12 protein-coding genes are annotated in these 14,231 nt (G+C 65.8%); 8 read left to right on the top strand and 4 right to left on the bottom strand.

Translation table 11 applies throughout. The features are described from left to right. Positions 1-170: 170 nt before the first annotated feature. Positions 171-1,562: a class II fumarate hydratase gene (fumC, locus tag CEY05_RS25880; protein WP_088600154.1), complete on the bottom strand. Its 1,392-nt coding sequence runs from the start codon at positions 1,560-1,562 to the stop codon at positions 171-173. Positions 1,563-1,720: 158 nt separating this feature from the next. Here fumC and tsaE point away from each other — a divergent pair, with 158 nt between their 5' ends. Both tsaE and CEY05_RS25870 read left to right on the top strand, forming a co-directional pair. Beyond that, a complete protein-coding gene (gene tsaE / locus CEY05_RS25875) occupies positions 1,721-2,242 on the top strand; it encodes a tRNA (adenosine(37)-N6)-threonylcarbamoyltransferase complex ATPase subunit type 1 TsaE (protein WP_088600153.1) in 522 nt (173 codons plus the stop codon). Next, a complete protein-coding gene (locus tag CEY05_RS25870) occupies positions 2,188-3,579 on the top strand; it encodes an N-acetylmuramoyl-L-alanine amidase (RefSeq protein ID WP_143220652.1) in 1,392 nt (463 codons plus the stop codon). The genes tsaE and CEY05_RS25870 overlap by 55 nt, the downstream gene beginning before the upstream one ends. A gap of 108 nt (positions 3,580-3,687) precedes the next feature. Here the strand turns inward: CEY05_RS25870 and CEY05_RS25865 are convergent, their stop codons facing one another. Next, the gene (locus CEY05_RS25865) at positions 3,688-4,353 is read right to left on the bottom strand and encodes a VTT domain-containing protein (protein WP_088600152.1); all 666 of its coding nucleotides are present in this window, start codon (positions 4,351-4,353) and stop codon (positions 3,688-3,690) included. Positions 4,354-4,506: 153 nt separating this feature from the next. Between CEY05_RS25865 and mutL the strand changes: the two genes are divergently transcribed. Together mutL and miaA are read left to right on the top strand one after the other, a co-directional pair. After that, positions 4,507-6,855, top strand: coding sequence for a DNA mismatch repair endonuclease MutL (mutL, locus tag CEY05_RS31845; RefSeq protein ID WP_233161708.1), 2,349 nt, complete (start codon positions 4,507-4,509; stop codon positions 6,853-6,855). A 112-nt stretch (positions 6,856-6,967) separates the two neighbouring features. Next, positions 6,968-8,023, top strand: coding sequence for a tRNA (adenosine(37)-N6)-dimethylallyltransferase MiaA (miaA, locus tag CEY05_RS25850; RefSeq protein WP_088600151.1), 1,056 nt, complete (start codon positions 6,968-6,970; stop codon positions 8,021-8,023). Positions 8,024-8,135: 112 nt separating this feature from the next. On the opposite strand, the gene purM is transcribed toward miaA, so the two are convergent. Further along, entirely contained in the window at positions 8,136-9,185 is a 1,050-nt protein-coding gene (gene purM / locus CEY05_RS25845; protein WP_088600150.1) for a phosphoribosylformylglycinamidine cyclo-ligase, read from the bottom strand. A gap of 93 nt (positions 9,186-9,278) precedes the next feature. Here purM and hda point away from each other — a divergent pair, with 93 nt between their 5' ends. The 4 genes from hda to CEY05_RS25825 are packed head-to-tail and all read left to right on the top strand — an operon-like array spanning position 9,279 to position 12,525. Beyond that, positions 9,279-9,983: a DnaA regulatory inactivator Hda gene (gene hda, locus CEY05_RS25840; RefSeq protein ID WP_088600149.1), complete on the top strand. Its 705-nt coding sequence runs from the start codon at positions 9,279-9,281 to the stop codon at positions 9,981-9,983. After that, complete coding sequence (locus CEY05_RS25835; RefSeq protein WP_088600148.1) at positions 9,980-10,681, top strand: HAD family phosphatase; 702 nt, start codon at positions 9,980-9,982, stop codon at positions 10,679-10,681. Before hda ends, CEY05_RS25835 begins: the two co-directional genes overlap by 4 nt. A gap of 6 nt (positions 10,682-10,687) precedes the next feature. Further along, the gene (gene pcnB / locus CEY05_RS25830) at positions 10,688-12,046 is read left to right on the top strand and encodes a polynucleotide adenylyltransferase PcnB (RefSeq protein ID WP_088600147.1); all 1,359 of its coding nucleotides are present in this window, start codon (positions 10,688-10,690) and stop codon (positions 12,044-12,046) included. After that, a complete protein-coding gene (locus tag CEY05_RS25825; RefSeq protein WP_088600146.1) occupies positions 12,043-12,525 on the top strand; it encodes a 2-amino-4-hydroxy-6-hydroxymethyldihydropteridine diphosphokinase in 483 nt (160 codons plus the stop codon). Before pcnB ends, CEY05_RS25825 begins: the two co-directional genes overlap by 4 nt. Before the next feature lie 123 nt (positions 12,526-12,648). Here CEY05_RS25825 and CEY05_RS25820 read toward each other — a convergent pair whose 3' ends face one another. After that, the gene (locus CEY05_RS25820) at positions 12,649-14,172 is read right to left on the bottom strand and encodes a fumarate hydratase (protein WP_088600145.1); all 1,524 of its coding nucleotides are present in this window, start codon (positions 14,170-14,172) and stop codon (positions 12,649-12,651) included. Positions 14,173-14,231: the final 59 nt, after the last annotated feature.

Below are 14,231 nucleotides of genomic sequence, written 5' to 3'. Positions count from 1 at the left end.
GGCATGCCGATGCCATTTGGCCCGCGCAAGCCAGCACCCGCCGGCGGTGAGCCTGGTATTGAAAAGGCCGCTCCCCTTGCGGGGAGCGGCCTTGTTCGAGACACGCGGCGAGCCAACGCCGGCACGGGCCGGGCGGCGGCGCCGAATGCCCGGCGCCTGGCGCCGGGAACCTACCGTTTCGCGTTCGTCATGTCCGCGGGCACGACCCACTGGTTGAACTGCTCTTCGGTCAAGTGCCCCAGCTTCAGCGCCGATTCCTTCAGCGACAGGTTTTCCTTATGCGCCTTCTTGGCGATCTGGGCAGCCTTGTCGTAGCCGATGTGCGGATTCAGCGCCGTCACCAGCATCAGCGAACGATCCACCAGTTCGGCGATGCGTTCGTGATTGGGCTCGATGCCCTTGGCGCAATGCTCGTCGAAACTATGCATGCCGTCGGTCAGCAAGCGCACCGACTGCAGGAAGTTGTGGATCACCAGGGGCTTGAACACATTCAATTCGAAATTGCCGCTGGCGCCGCCGATGTTGATGGCCACGTCATTGCCCAGCACCTGGGCGCCCAGCATCGTGATGGCTTCGCATTGGGTCGGATTGACCTTGCCCGGCATGATGGAGCTGCCCGGTTCGTTTTCCGGAATGCTGATTTCGCCCAGGCCCGAACGGGGACCGCTGGACAGCCAGCGCACGTCGTTGGCCAGCTTGATCAGTCCCGCGGCCAGCGTCTTCAACGCGCCATGCGCGAACAGCAGCGCTTCATGCGAGGCCAGCGCCTGGAACTTGTTGGGCGCGGACACGAAGGCGGCGCCGGTGTCGTGCGCCAGTTGCGCCGACACCTTGACGCTGAATTCCGGATGCGCATTCAGGCCGGTACCCACGGCGGTGCCGCCGATGGCCAGTTGATGCAGGCCCGGCAGCGTCGCGCGAATCTGCTGTTCGGACAGGTCCAGCTGGGCCACGTGGCCGGACAGCTCCTGGCCCAGGGTCAGCGGCGTGGCGTCCTGCAAGTGCGTGCGGCCGATCTTGACGATGTCATAGAACTTGGCGCTCTTCTCCGCCAGCGTGGCGCGCAGCGCTTTCAGGGCGGGCAGCAGATGCTGTTCGACCTGCACGGCGGCAGCGACGTGCATGGCGGTGGGAAACGTATCGTTGGACGATTGGCCGCGGTTGACGTGGTCGTTCGGGTGCACCTTGCGGCCCTCGCCGCGCTCGCCGCCGAGGATTTCCGAAGCGCGGTTGGCCAGCACCTCGTTCATATTCATATTGCTTTGCGTGCCCGAGCCCGTCTGCCAGACCGACAGCGGAAACTCATCGGGCCACTTGCCGGCGATCACTTCGTCCGCGGCGGCCACGATGCCCTTGGCGACGCCGGCATCCAGTTCGCCCAGCTCGGCATTGACCTGCGCGGCGGCACGCTTGAGCCGCGCCATCGCGTTGACCAGCGGCACGGGCATTTTTTCGGTCGAAATAGCGAAGAATCGCAGCGAGCGCTGAGTCTGAGCCCCCCACAGATGGTCGTCGGGAACCTCGATCGGTCCGAAAGTATCTTTTTCGGTGCGCGTTTTCATGGCGGTACAGCTCCGTTCTGATGCCTCTGGCATGCCGCAGGCACGCGGGGGGCAGGGTTGGTAATCGACCGGGCAAGAGGCGTGAAGACGCGCAACCGAATGGGCGCGCCTCGGCCCCTACCTATAATTCCCATGTTTTTACCACTCGCCCCGCCACCATGTCCGCCCCCATAAGCCTGACCGTCCATCTGCCCGACGAGCTCGCCACCGAAAACCTGGCGCGCCAGCTCGCGCCCCTGCTCGATGGCCGCTCCGGCATCGTCCCGGCCGGGGGACGCATACACCTGTCCGGCGAGCTAGGCGCGGGCAAGACGGCATTCACCCGCGCCCTGTTGCGTGAAAGCGGCATAAAGGGGCGGATCAAAAGTCCCAGCTATGCCCTGCTTGAAAGCTATAAAGTTTTTAACTTATACTTCTATCACTTTGATTTTTATAGATTTAGCGATCCGCGCGAGTGGCTGGACGCAGGTTTTCGCGATTTATTGCGGGACGATGCGGTCGTTTTGATTGAATGGCCGGAGAAAGCGGAGGGTCTGCTCTCCCCTCCCGATCTGCAAATTTCCCTGGATTACGCAGGCCAGGGACGCGACGCCACGTTGACGGCTTACTCCGCTAAAGGGCAACTATGGCTGAACGCGATCGTCCTGAACCCGGCGCCCCCGCCACCCGCAGCGCCATGACCCGCCGCCGCCTCATCGGGGCGGCCGCCACTTTGATCGTCTTGCCGGTCATCCCCAGTTTCGCCCAGGCCGCGACCCTGCTGGCCGTGCGTACCTGGCCGGCGGACGAATACACCCGCGTCACGCTGGAGCTGGATAGCGAGCTCAAGGCGGAACAGTTCACCCTGGAAAATCCGGACCGCCTGGTGGTCGATATCGAGGGCCTGTCCATGAGCCAGGCCTTGAACGACCTGGCCGGCCGCATCCGCAAGGACGACCCCTATATCCGTTCGTTGCGCATCGCGCAGAATCGGCCCAATGTGCTGCGCCTGGTGTTCGACCTGAAGCAGGCCGTGGCGCCGCAGGTGTTCACCCTCAAGCCGGTGGCGGACTACCAGTTCCGCCTGGTGCTGGATCTGTATCCAAAGGTGGCCCAGGATCCCCTGCTGGCGATCCTGAAGAAGCAGCCCGCCGGCCCGGATGTGGACGATCCGCTGGCGCGCATCCTGGAAGATATTTCGCGCAACCCGCCGGGACCGGATTCGCAGACGGCGTCGATTCCCAAGCCCGCGCCGCTGCCCAATCCCGCGCAACCGCTGCCGCCGCCGGCGGTGGAGAAGCCTTCCACCAAGCTGGCGGGCCGCAAGCGCATGCTGACCATTGCGCTGGATCCCGGCCATGGCGGCGAGGATCCGGGGGCCAGCGGTTCCACCGGCCTGCGTGAAAAAGACGTGGTGCTGCGCATCGCGCATCGGCTGAAAGCGCTGATCGATGCGCAACCCAATATGCGCGCGTTCCTGACGCGCGACGATGATTACTTCGTGCCGCTGCATGTGCGTGTGCAGAAGGCGCGGCGGGTGCGGGCCGACCTGTTCGTGTCCATTCATGCGGATGCCTGGATCAAGCCCAGCGCCAGCGGCTCGTCGGTCTTCGCTCTGTCGCAGCGCGGTGCCAGCAGTTCGGCGGCACGCTGGATGGCGGACAAGGAGAACGCCGCGGATCTGATCGGCGGCGTCAACCTGGGTTCGCATGACGAGCAGGTCGCCAAGGTGCTGCTGGACTTGTCCACCACCGCGCAGATCAACGATTCGATCAAGCTGGGTTCGGTCTTTTTGCAGGAGATCAAGAAGATCAACCATCTGCACAAGGACAGCGTGGAACAGGCCGGTTTCGCCGTATTGAAGGCGCCGGACATTCCGTCCATCCTGGTGGAGACGGCCTTCATCAGCAATCCCAGCGAAGAGTCGCTGCTGAAGTCGTCCCAGCATCAGGACAAGCTGGCGGTGGCCATGTTTACCGGCATCCAGCGGTACTTGACGACGAATCCGCCGCTGGCGCGGGTGAGCGACGCCACGTAGGTGAATGACCACTGCACCGGTAATTCAAAAGGGGCTCCCTGGATAAACCAGCGAGCCCCTTTTTATTGATGTGGCAAGGGCCTCGGCGTGCGCTTGAGCCCTGTCCTGCTACGCCTGATAAGGCGGAGTCTTGGCGGCGGCTTTCTTTTTGCGGCGGATGATTTTCCAGATGCCGGCCAGGATCAGCGGCGCGATGGCGGCGCCCAGGCCGATCAGCACGATCAGGTTCAGGTGCTCCTTGACCATCGGGATATTGCCGAAGAAATAACCCGCGGTCACCAGGCTGAGCACCCACAGCAAACCGCCGGTGATGTTGAAAAGCTGGAACCGCGCCACGCTCATGTCAGCCACGCCCGCGACGAAGGGCGCGAAAGTACGCACCAGCGGAATGAAGCGCGACATGACGATGGTCTTGCCGCCGTGCTTCTCGTAGAACGCATGCGTGCGCATCAATGCGTCACGATCCAGGAAACGCAGGTTCGTGGAAAACACCTTCGGTCCGATCGCACGGCCGATGACGTAGTTCAAGGTATTGCCCGTCACCGCCGCGACCACCAGCAGTACCGCCAGCAGCACGGGATCGATATGGCCGGACGCGCCGAACGCCCCTGCGATGAACAACAGCGAATCGCCCGGCAGGAACGGCATGACGACAAAACCGGTTTCGGCGAAAACAATCAGGAACAGAACGAGATACACCCATGCCCCATACTCCGCGACCCAGACCCCGAGGGTCTGATCGATATGCAACACCATATTCAGTAAATCGAGCATGTGATCAGCTTCAGCAAAAACATTAAGGGTGACCCGGGAATATAGCCGACTGCGGCATCCAGCTAAAATCGATCGCAAACCCTGTGTTGCGGCAATACGCCGCAGCCCTTTCGCCTTAGCTCTCACGGCTACCCTGCCGCCCTGCCCAGCCCCATGTCCGATCGCCGTCCCATTGCCGCGTTGCCCGACCTCCTGATCAGCCAGATTGCCGCTGGCGAGGTGATCGAGCGCCCTGCCTCGGTACTGAAGGAATTATTGGAAAACGCCATCGACGCCGGCGCCCGCGCCATCGAGGTGCGGCTGGAAGGCGGCGGCATCCGAAGGATTGCCGTCACCGACGACGGCAGCGGCATTCCACCGGATGAGCTGCCCCTGGCGCTGCGGCGACATGCCACCAGCAAGATCGCCAATCTGCATGAACTGGAATCGGTAGCGTCGATGGGCTTCCGGGGAGAAGCGTTGGCCTCCATCGCCTCGGTGGCGCGTTTGACGATAACTTCACGCACGCGTGACAGCCAGAATGCCTGGCAGATCGACGGCAGCGGCGGGGAGGTAGCGCCGGCCGCGGGCCCCGCCGGCACCACCATGGATGTGCGGCAGTTGTTCGACGCCGTACCCGCGCGCCGTAAATTCCTGCGTGCCGAGGCCACTGAATTCGGCCACTGCCTGGATGCGATGGAACGCATTGCCCTGGCCTACCCGGGTATTGCCTTCCGGCTGTTCAACCAGGACCGCGCCCACCGCCAATGGCTGCCGACCGATCCCTTCCGCCGCATCCGCGACGTGCTGGGCGCGGAGTTTTCCGAGCACGGGCTGCCGCTGTCGCATGAGGTCGGCCCGGTATCGCTGACGGGCATGATCACGCGCCCCACGGCCGCGCGGGCGCGGGCGGATCGGCAGTATCTGTACGTCAACGGGCGTTTCGTGCGCGATCGCACGGTCAGCCACGCGCTGCGCGCGGCGTATGCGGACGTGCTGCATGGCGACCGCCAGCCGGCTTATGTGCTGTTCCTGGAAATCGATCCGGCCGCGGTGGATGTCAATGTGCATCCGGCCAAGAGCGAGGTGCGTTTCCGCGAAAGCGGCGCCGTCCATCGCTTCGTCACGCAGGCGGTCGGGCAGGTGCTGGCGCAGACCGGCGGCCACAGCGGTGTCGCCGGGGCCGCGGCTTCGGCCGGCGCCGGACACGCAGGCGCATCGGGCGGTACCGGCGCGCCGGACAGCGGTGGCAGCGCCGGGCTGGGCGCTGGCGGCGGCTTCCTGCGCCCTGCGCCCGGTAGCGCCAACGCAGGCAATGCCCCGCGCCCCCATTCGCAAGTTCCTTTCCGCTTGCACACACCAGCCAGCGGCGGCGGTGACTGGCAAACGCTGTATCGCCCGCTAGGCGGCGAAAACACGCCCGCGGCGAACGCTGGCCGGGGCGCCACACCCCCGGCCGGTGGCGACGCCGTGGAGAACCGGGCACCGGGGTCCGGGGCCCACGCGCGAGATCTTTCTTCAAGCAATCACTACGCGCCTGAAAACCAGGCCGAGGGCGGCGCGGATGGCGCGCGCCCAACGCATGGCTATTCGCCTGCCGAAGGGGGATACGGCGCTCCAGGCGCGGGCCATGCATTGAATGACGGAGGCTATTCCCACCCGTCGGCCAATGACGGTTTCGACGCCGCGGGAGGTGGTCAGACGAAGGGCCACCAGCAGGGGGCGCAGGACGGCGCCGCGGCCAGCCGCGCAAGCGGTTTCCGTTACCCGAACCTGGAAACGGCCATGGGGACAGGCCAGTCCCTGCAAATCTCGGAGCCGCCCGCCGGCCGGATGGACACCGGCAGTGGCTCCGGTGCAGGCTTGGACACGGGTTCCGCCGCAAGCGCGGGCGTGCGCGCAGGCGCCGGCACAAGCGCGAACTGGTCCGAAGACGATGAGCAGCCGCTGGGCATGGCCCTGGGGCAGTTGCATGGCATCTACATCCTGGCGCAGAACCGGCGCGGCCTGGTGCTGGTGGACATGCATGCGGCGCACGAGCGCGTGGTCTACGAGCAACTCAAGCGCGCGCTGGACCAGCGCGAACTGCCGCGCCAGGATCTGCTGGTGCCGGTGGTGTTCAACGCCCAGGAAAAGGACGTCGCGCTGGTGGAGGAATACCGCGACGAACTGATCGAACTGGGTTTCGAACTGCGCCCCGCCGGCCCCACCGCCATCGCGGTGCGTTCCGTGCCGGCGCTGCTGGCGCGCGGCGATGTCGAAACCCTGGCGCGGGCGATCCTGCGCGATCTCGGCGCGGTGGGCGTATCGCGCCTGCTGACCGAGCAGCGCAATGAGTTGCTCTCCACCATGGCCTGCCACGGGTCGGTACGCGCCAACCGCCGCCTGACCCTCGATGAAATGAACGCACTGCTGCGCCAGATGGAAGCCACGGAGCGCGCCGACCAGTGCAATCACGGGCGGCCGACCTGGACCCAGTGGTCGATGTCCGACCTGGACAAGCTGTTTTTACGGGGGCAATAGCCGCAGGCCGAAGCAGCGCCCGCCGTCAGCCCGGCCGCTGCCCGGATCTTCAGCCGGACCCCATGGTCGCTTGGCGAATTCGATACACACCCATTAAAGCCAGTCCTATTACATGGCTCATCTGCCCATCATCTGCCTCGCCGGCCCCACCGCGGCCGGGAAAAGCGCCGCGACGCTGGCGCTGGCCCGGCGCTGGCCGCTGGAAATCGTCAATGTGGATTCCGCCACCATCTATCGCGGCATGGATATCGGCACGGCCAAGCCCTCGCCTGAAGAGCAGCGGCATGTGCCGCAGCATCTGCTGGATATCCGCGACCCCGCGCAATCCTATTCCGCCGCCGAATTCCGCGCCGATGCACTGGCGCTGATCGCCGCCATCCATGCGCGCGGGCGCATTCCCTTGCTGGCGGGCGGCACGATGCTTTACTACAAGGCCCTGCGCGACGGCCTGGACGATCTGCCGCAGGCCGATCCCGTGTTGCGCGCCGACCTGGACGAGCGCGCCGCCCGGTCGGGGTGGCCGGCGCTTCACGCGGAACTGGCGCGGCTGGATCCCGTCACCGCCGCGCGGCTGGCGCCGAACGACAGCCAGCGCATCCAGCGGGCGCTGGAAATCTGCCTGCTGACCGGCCAGCCCATGTCGGCCCTGTTGGGCAAGACCTCCAGGGGCAACACCGAAGCCGAGGTCGAGTCCTTGGCAGGGACCGAGACAGGCGCGGGGGGCAGTGGCGAGCCCAGCGCAGCAGCGGGCGGCGGCGCCAAAGATGAACCTTCCTACCGCTATGTAACGATCAGCCTGGAGCCTTCAGACCGCCTGCGCCTGCACGAACGTATCGCGCAGCGCTTCGACGCCATGCTGGCGGCCGGGCTGGTGGACGAAGTGCGCGCACTGAAGGCACGGGGCGACCTGCACCCGGGACTGCCGTCGGTGCGCTGCGTCGGCTATCGGCAATTCTGGGACTATCTGGACGGCCAGGCCGACCTGGCCGAGGCCCGCGAACGTGGCATCGCCGCCACGCGGCAACTGGCCAAGCGGCAGATCACCTGGCTGCGAGCGCAGCCGGACAGGACCATCGTCGATTGCCTGGCCGGCGATGCGGTCGCGCAGGTCATTGATGCCTGCGCGCCGCTGCTGGATAAGGATGCGCATTCGGTCCAAGCCGGCTAGCCGGCGACAACCGAGGGCACCAGAGCCAGCTTCGGGAATACGAGGCCGGCCAAATCGTCGGAACAGGCCATCGAATCATCCCATCCGACGGCCCGGCCCGACCCACCGTGACTTACACCACCACCGTCTGCGGCGCGTCGCCCTGGCGGGCGACCACTTCACCAATGCGGTCCACCGTTTCACCCTGCGCGCGCAAGGTGGCGGCAATGGCGTCGGCCTGCGCCGCATCAACGACGATCACCATGCCGATGCCGCAGTTGAACACACGATGCATTTCCGTATCGGCCACGCCGCCATGCTGCTGCAGCCAGCTGAACAGCGGGGGCATGGCCCACGCGTCGCGGTGCAGCGTCACGGCCAGCTCGGGCTGCAGGATACGCGGCACGTTATCGAGCAAACCGCCGCCCGTGATGTGCGCCATGCCCTTGATGGCCGTGCCGTGCGCGGCCAGGGCGGCCAGCACCTGCTTGACGTAGATGCGGGTCGGCGCCATGACGACGTCCCCCAGGGGCTGCCCGTGGAAATCGTCGGTCGGCTTGGCGCCGGCGCGATCGATGATCTTGCGCAGCAGGGAAAAGCCGTTGGAATGCGCGCCGCTGGAAGCCAGGCCCAGCACCACGTCGCCGGGCTGGATCGACTTGCCGTCGATGATGGCGGACTTCTCCACCGCGCCCACCGCGAAGCCGGCCAGGTCGTACTCGCCGTCGGGATACATGCCGGGCATTTCCGCGGTCTCGCCGCCGATCAAGGCGCAGCCGGCCAATTCGCAGCCGCGCGCGATACCGCCGACCACGGCGGCCGCGGTATCCACCGACAGCTTGCCGCAGGCAAAATAATCGAGGAAGAACAACGATTCCGCGCCTTGCACGAGAATGTCGTTTACGCTCATCGCCACCAGATCGATACCGACGGTGTCATGCCGGTTCCATTCGAAGGCCAGCTTGAGCTTGGTGCCGACGCCATCGGTACCGGACACCAGCACGGGCTCACGATATTTCTTCGGCACTTCAAACAGCGCGCCGAAGCCGCCGATGCCGGCCAGCACGCCCGCGCGCATGGTACGGGCAGCCAACGGCTTGATGCGATCGACCAGGGCGTCGCCTGCGTCGATGTCGACGCCGGCGTCGCGATAGGTCAACGGGGCTTGGGGTTGATTTGTCATGAGAAAAACCGTCGGGTGTGTGACAATTGCAGGATTTTTTGGGTAAACCACCAGGATTTTACGTGAAGCCGCCAGCTTCGCCAGTCAGTCGTCATGAACCGCCAGTTGTTGCTATCCGTTCTGCCTGAGTCAGCGCCTACGCTGGCCAACTTCGTCGCCGGCCCCAACCACCCGGCGCTGGCGGCCGTGCGCGCGCTGGCACCGGGGCGGGCCCTGTATCTGTGGGGCGCGGCCGGCTGCGGGCGCAGCCACCTGCTGCGTGCGCTGGCCTCGGTTCCGGGAGCACGTTACATCACCGCGGGCATGGAAGCACGCGCCGCCCTGCCCGCCCTGGCCCAGAGCGACGCCCAGGCGGCCATGCCGCCGGTGATCGCGGTGGACGACATCCATCTCATGGACGACGCCGGACAGGCCGCGCTGTTTGCCTTGTACAATCGCTGGCGCGAATCCGCCGCGACCGGACGCGCCTTCGCCCTGGCCGTCGCGGGTGACCGTGCGCCGTTGGCGATGCCGCTGCGCGAAGATCTGCGCACTCGCCTGGGTTGGGACCTGGTGTACGGGCTGGCCCAATTGTCCGATGCGGACAAGCTGGAAGCGCTGGGCAGGCAGGCCGCCGAACGGGGGCTGCAATTGAGCCCGGAAGTGCTCAACTGGATGCTGACCCATTACGATCGCGACATGCGCCGGCTGGCCACCCTGCTGGACGCGCTCGACCGCTACTCGCTGGCTACCCGCCGGCCCATCAACATCTCCCTGCTGCGTACCATGCTGGCAGATCCGGATACACATACGAAATGAGTTCTGCCCGTCGCCTGGCCCTGTTTGACCTGGACCACACCCTGCTGCCCCTGGACAGCGATTACCAATGGGCCGATTTCCTGGCGCGCACCGGCCGCGCCGGCGACCCCGACGAGGCGCGCGCCCGCAACGAAGACCTGATGGACCGCTACAACCGCGGCGAGCTGACTGCAGAGCAGTCGGCCGAGTTCATGCTGGGCCTGCTGGCGGCGCATACGCCGTTCGACCTGGCCGCCTGGCATGAAGAGTTCATGGCGCTGGTGATCCGTCCCGCCATTTCCCTGCCGGCCGTCCGCCTGGTGCAATCGCACCTGGAAGCCGGCGACCTGTGCGCCGTCGTCACCGCCACCAACCGCTTCGTCACCGCGCCGATCACGCGCGCCTTCGGCGTGCCCCACCTGATTGCCACGGAAGCTGAATACGTCGAAGGCCGCTACACCGGCCGCATCGAGGGCGTGCCCAGTTTCAAGGAAGGCAAGGTGTTGCGCGTCAACGACTGGCTGGCCGGCATGGGGCTGGCGCTTGCGGATTTCTCCGAAACGTTTTTTTATAGCGACTCGGTCAACGACGTTCCCCTGCTGGAAGTCGTCAATCGCCCGATCGCAGCCAACCCCAGCCCGGCGCTGCGCGAGATCGCGCAAACGCGCGGCTGGCAGGTGCTGGACCTGTTCGCGCACATGGAAGATGCCAAGTCCTGAAAATCGATGATCACTGAAACCATAAGAAAATTCGTCGGCCGGCTCTTCCCGGCTCGCGGTCCCCTGCGGATATCGCAAGACAAGCACGGGATCGATCGCCGCAACGTTTCGCGGCACGCGATCAAAGTCTGTGAGGTGCTGCGCCAGCACGGCTTCGAGGCCTACATCGTCGGGGGCGCGGTACGCGACCTGATCGTCGGCATCGAGCCCAAGGACTTCGACGTCGCTACCAACGCCACGCCGGAAGAAATTCGTCCTTTGTTCCGCCGCGCCCGCATCATCGGCCGCCGTTTCCAACTGGTGCACGTCGTGTTCGGCCAGGAGATCATCGAGACCTCCACCTTCCGCGCCCCCGCCACGGAAGACCAGGAAACGGATGAGCATGGCCGCATCCTGCGCGACAACGTGTTCGGCTCGCAGGCGGAGGACGCGGCGCGCCGCGACTTCACCCTGAATGCGCTGTACTACGATCCGCTGTCCGAAGAGGTCATCGATTATCACAACGGCGTCGCCGACCTGAAGAAGCGCATCGTGCGCATGATCGGCGATCCCAACAAGCGTTACCGCGAAGACCCTGTGCGCATGCTGCGCGCGGTACGTTTCGCGGCCAAGCTCAACGGCACCATCGACCCGGCCACGCGCGAACCCATCCGCGTCATGGCCGAACTGATCGAGAACGTACCGGCCTCGCGCCTGTTCGACGAGATGCTCAAGCTGCTGACCTGCGGCCACGCGATGGATTGCCTGCGCCAGTTGCGCGCCCAGGGCCTGCACCACGGCGTGCTGCCCCTGCTGGACGTGGTGCTGGAGCAGCCCGGCGGCGAGAACTTCGTCGAACTGGCCCTGGAACGTACCGATGCGCGTGTGCGCGCCGGCAAGAGCATCAGCCCCAGCTTCCTGTTCGCCGCCTTGTTGTGGCAGCAGGTGGAATCGCGCTGGCGCCAGTTGTCCAAGGGCGGAGAGCAGACCATCCCCGCGCTGATCCAGGCCGCCGACTCGGTGCTGGAAGAACAGACGGAAAAGCTGGCCATCCAGCGCCGCTTCTCCTCCGACATGCGCGAGATCTGGTTCATGCAGCCGCGTTTCGAACGCCGCGTCGGCAAGAGTGCCTACCGCATGCTGGAGCAGCCGCGCCTGCGCGCCGCCTGCGACTTCCTGCAGTTGCGCGCCGCGGCCGGCGAATTCGACAGCGTGCTGGCGCAATGGTGGATGGACCTGGCCAATGGCGACGACATCACCCGTGCGCAGATGATCGACGAGGCTTCGCGCGCGCCGCGCGCCCGCGAGGAAGAACCTGCAGCTCGCCGGCGCCGCCGTCCGCGCCGCAAGCCCGGCGGCGCCCCGCAACAGGACAGCGCCGAATGACGGGCGGCGCCACGGCCTGGATCGGCCTGGGCGCCAACCTGGGCGATGCCGGTGCGACATTGCGCGCCGCGTTGCATGAACTGGCCGCCAGCGACGGCATAGCGGATTGCACGGCGTCGCCGTTCTATCGAACCGCGCCGGTCGATGCCGGCGGCCCCGATTACGTCAATGCCGTGGCGCGGCTGCGTACCACGCTGGCGCCCGAGGCGCTGCTGGATCTGCTACAGGCACTGGAGCAGCGCCATGGCCGCGAGCGGCTTTATCACAATGCACCGCGCACGCTGGACCTGGATCTGCTGTTGTACGGCGACCAGACCCTGCATGGCCCGCGCCTGACTGTGCCGCATCCACGCATGCATGAACGGGCTTTCGTCCTGCGTCCGCTGGTGGACCTGGCGCCCGGGATGAGGCTGGCGCAAGGCCGCGCGGCGGACCTGCTGGCGGGCCTGGGCGGGCAGGCGATCGAACGCCTGCCCTGAGCCGGTTGCCTGCTTCAGCGGACTACCCACCAGACTACGAGCCGGGCTACGAGCCGAAGCCCGGTCCGGACTACCGACCAGACTTCGAGCCAGGCTTTGGACCGAAGTATCGGCCCATCGTCATCACGCCGTTGCGACCGGGATCTTGCCGATGCGCGCCTGCCATTCCTTCGGGCCGGTGGTGTGCACCGACGTGCCCTGGGCGTCCACGGCCACCGTCACGGGCATGTCCTTGACGTCGAACTCGTAGATCGCTTCCATGCCCAGGTCGGCGAAGGCCAGGACCTTGGCCGAACGGATGGCCTTGGACACCAGGTAGGCGGCGCCGCCCACTGCCATCAGGTATGCCGAGCCATGCTTGCGGATGGCCTCGATCGCCACCGGACCGCGCTCTGACTTGCCGATCATGGCGATCAGGCCGGTCTTGTCCAGCATCATGTCGGTGAACTTGTCCATGCGGGTGGACGTGGTGGGACCGGCCGGGCCGACCACTTCGTCGCGGACCGGATCGACCGGACCGACGTAGTAGATGACGCGGTTGGCGAAATCCACCGGCAGGGACTCGCCCTTGGCCAGCATGTCCTGGATGCGCTTGTGCGCGGCATCGCGGCCGGTCAGCATCTTGCCCGACAGCAGCAGCGTCTGGCCCGGTTTCCAGCTGGCCACTTCTTCGCGCGTCAGGGTATCCAGGTTGACCTGCTTGGACTTGTTGTAGTCCGGCGCCCAGTGCACTTCCGGCCATTCGGAAAGCGACGGCGCGGCCAGGTGGGCCGGGCCCGAGCCGTCCAGCTCGAAGTGCGCGTGGCGGGTGGCCGCACAGTTGGGGATCATGGCCACGGGCAGCGACGCCGCGTGGGTAGGGAAGGTGGCGATCTTGACGTCCAGCACCGTGGTCAGGCCGCCCAGGCCCTGGGCGCCGATGCCCAGCGCATTGACCTTCTCGTACAGTTCGATGCGCAGTTCTTCCAGCTTGCTGCTGGGGCCGCGTTCCAGCAGTTCGTACATGTCGATGTCTTCCATCAACGACTGCTTGGCCATCAGCGCCGCTTTCTCGGCCGTGCCGCCGACACCGATGCCCAGCATGCCCGGCGGACACCAGCCCGCGCCCATGGAGGGAACGGTCTTCAGCACCCAGTCCACCAGCGAGTCGCTGGGATTGAGCATGGCGAACTTGGACTTGTTTTCCGAACCGCCGCCCTTGGAGGCCAGCTGCACGTCGACCTTGTCCCCGGGGACGAGTTCGACGTTGACGATACAGGGCGTGTTGTCCTTGGTATTGCGGCGGGAGAACAGCGGATCTTCCAGCACCGAGGCGCGCAGGGGATTGTCGGAGTTCAGATAGCCGCGGCGCACGCCTTCGTCACAGAGTTCCTGCAGGCTGCGGCGGGTATCGAAACGCACGTTCATGCCGACCTTGAGGAAGACATTGACGATGCCGGTATCCTGGCACAGCGGACGCTTGCCCTCGGCGCACATGCGCGAGTTGGTCAGGATCTGGGCAATGGCGTCGCGCGCGGCCGGGCTTTCCTCGCGCTCGTAGGCGCGCGCCAGGTGGCGGATGTAGTCGACGGGATGGTAGTAGCTGATGAACTGGATCCCATCGGCGATCGACTGGATGAAATCCTCTTCCTTGATGGTGACGGTCATGGCAAGGGGGCAAAGTTGTTAGAAAGGAAAACCGGCGGGATTGTAGCCCCATGCCCGAC

Source organism: Achromobacter sp. HZ34, assembly GCF_002209485.1.
Lineage (GTDB): Bacteria > Pseudomonadota > Gammaproteobacteria > Burkholderiales > Burkholderiaceae_B > Bordetella_C.
The sequence above is the reverse complement of the archived record's forward strand: the minus strand, read 5'-3'. Positions and strand labels throughout refer to the sequence as shown.

Coding starts and splice junctions, on each gene's coding strand:
- purM (WP_088600150.1), bottom strand. CDS start 9,185: ATGACAAATCAACCCCAAGCCCCGTTGACCTATCGCGACGCCGGCGTC.
- CEY05_RS25825 (WP_088600146.1), top strand. CDS start 12,043: ATGACGGGCGGCGCCACGGCCTGGATCGGCCTGGGCGCCAACCTGGGC.
- mutL (WP_233161708.1), top strand. CDS start 4,507: ATGTCCGATCGCCGTCCCATTGCCGCGTTGCCCGACCTCCTGATCAGC.
- tsaE (WP_088600153.1), top strand. CDS start 1,721: ATGTCCGCCCCCATAAGCCTGACCGTCCATCTGCCCGACGAGCTCGCC.
- CEY05_RS25870 (WP_143220652.1), top strand. CDS start 2,188: ATGGCTGAACGCGATCGTCCTGAACCCGGCGCCCCCGCCACCCGCAGC.
- CEY05_RS25865 (WP_088600152.1), bottom strand. CDS start 4,353: ATGCTCGATTTACTGAATATGGTGTTGCATATCGATCAGACCCTCGGG.
- CEY05_RS25835 (WP_088600148.1), top strand. CDS start 9,980: ATGAGTTCTGCCCGTCGCCTGGCCCTGTTTGACCTGGACCACACCCTG.
- hda (WP_088600149.1), top strand. CDS start 9,279: ATGAACCGCCAGTTGTTGCTATCCGTTCTGCCTGAGTCAGCGCCTACG.
- CEY05_RS25820 (WP_088600145.1), bottom strand. CDS start 14,172: ATGACCGTCACCATCAAGGAAGAGGATTTCATCCAGTCGATCGCCGAT.
- miaA (WP_088600151.1), top strand. CDS start 6,968: ATGGCTCATCTGCCCATCATCTGCCTCGCCGGCCCCACCGCGGCCGGG.
- fumC (WP_088600154.1), bottom strand. CDS start 1,562: ATGAAAACGCGCACCGAAAAAGATACTTTCGGACCGATCGAGGTTCCC.
- pcnB (WP_088600147.1), top strand. CDS start 10,688: ATGATCACTGAAACCATAAGAAAATTCGTCGGCCGGCTCTTCCCGGCT.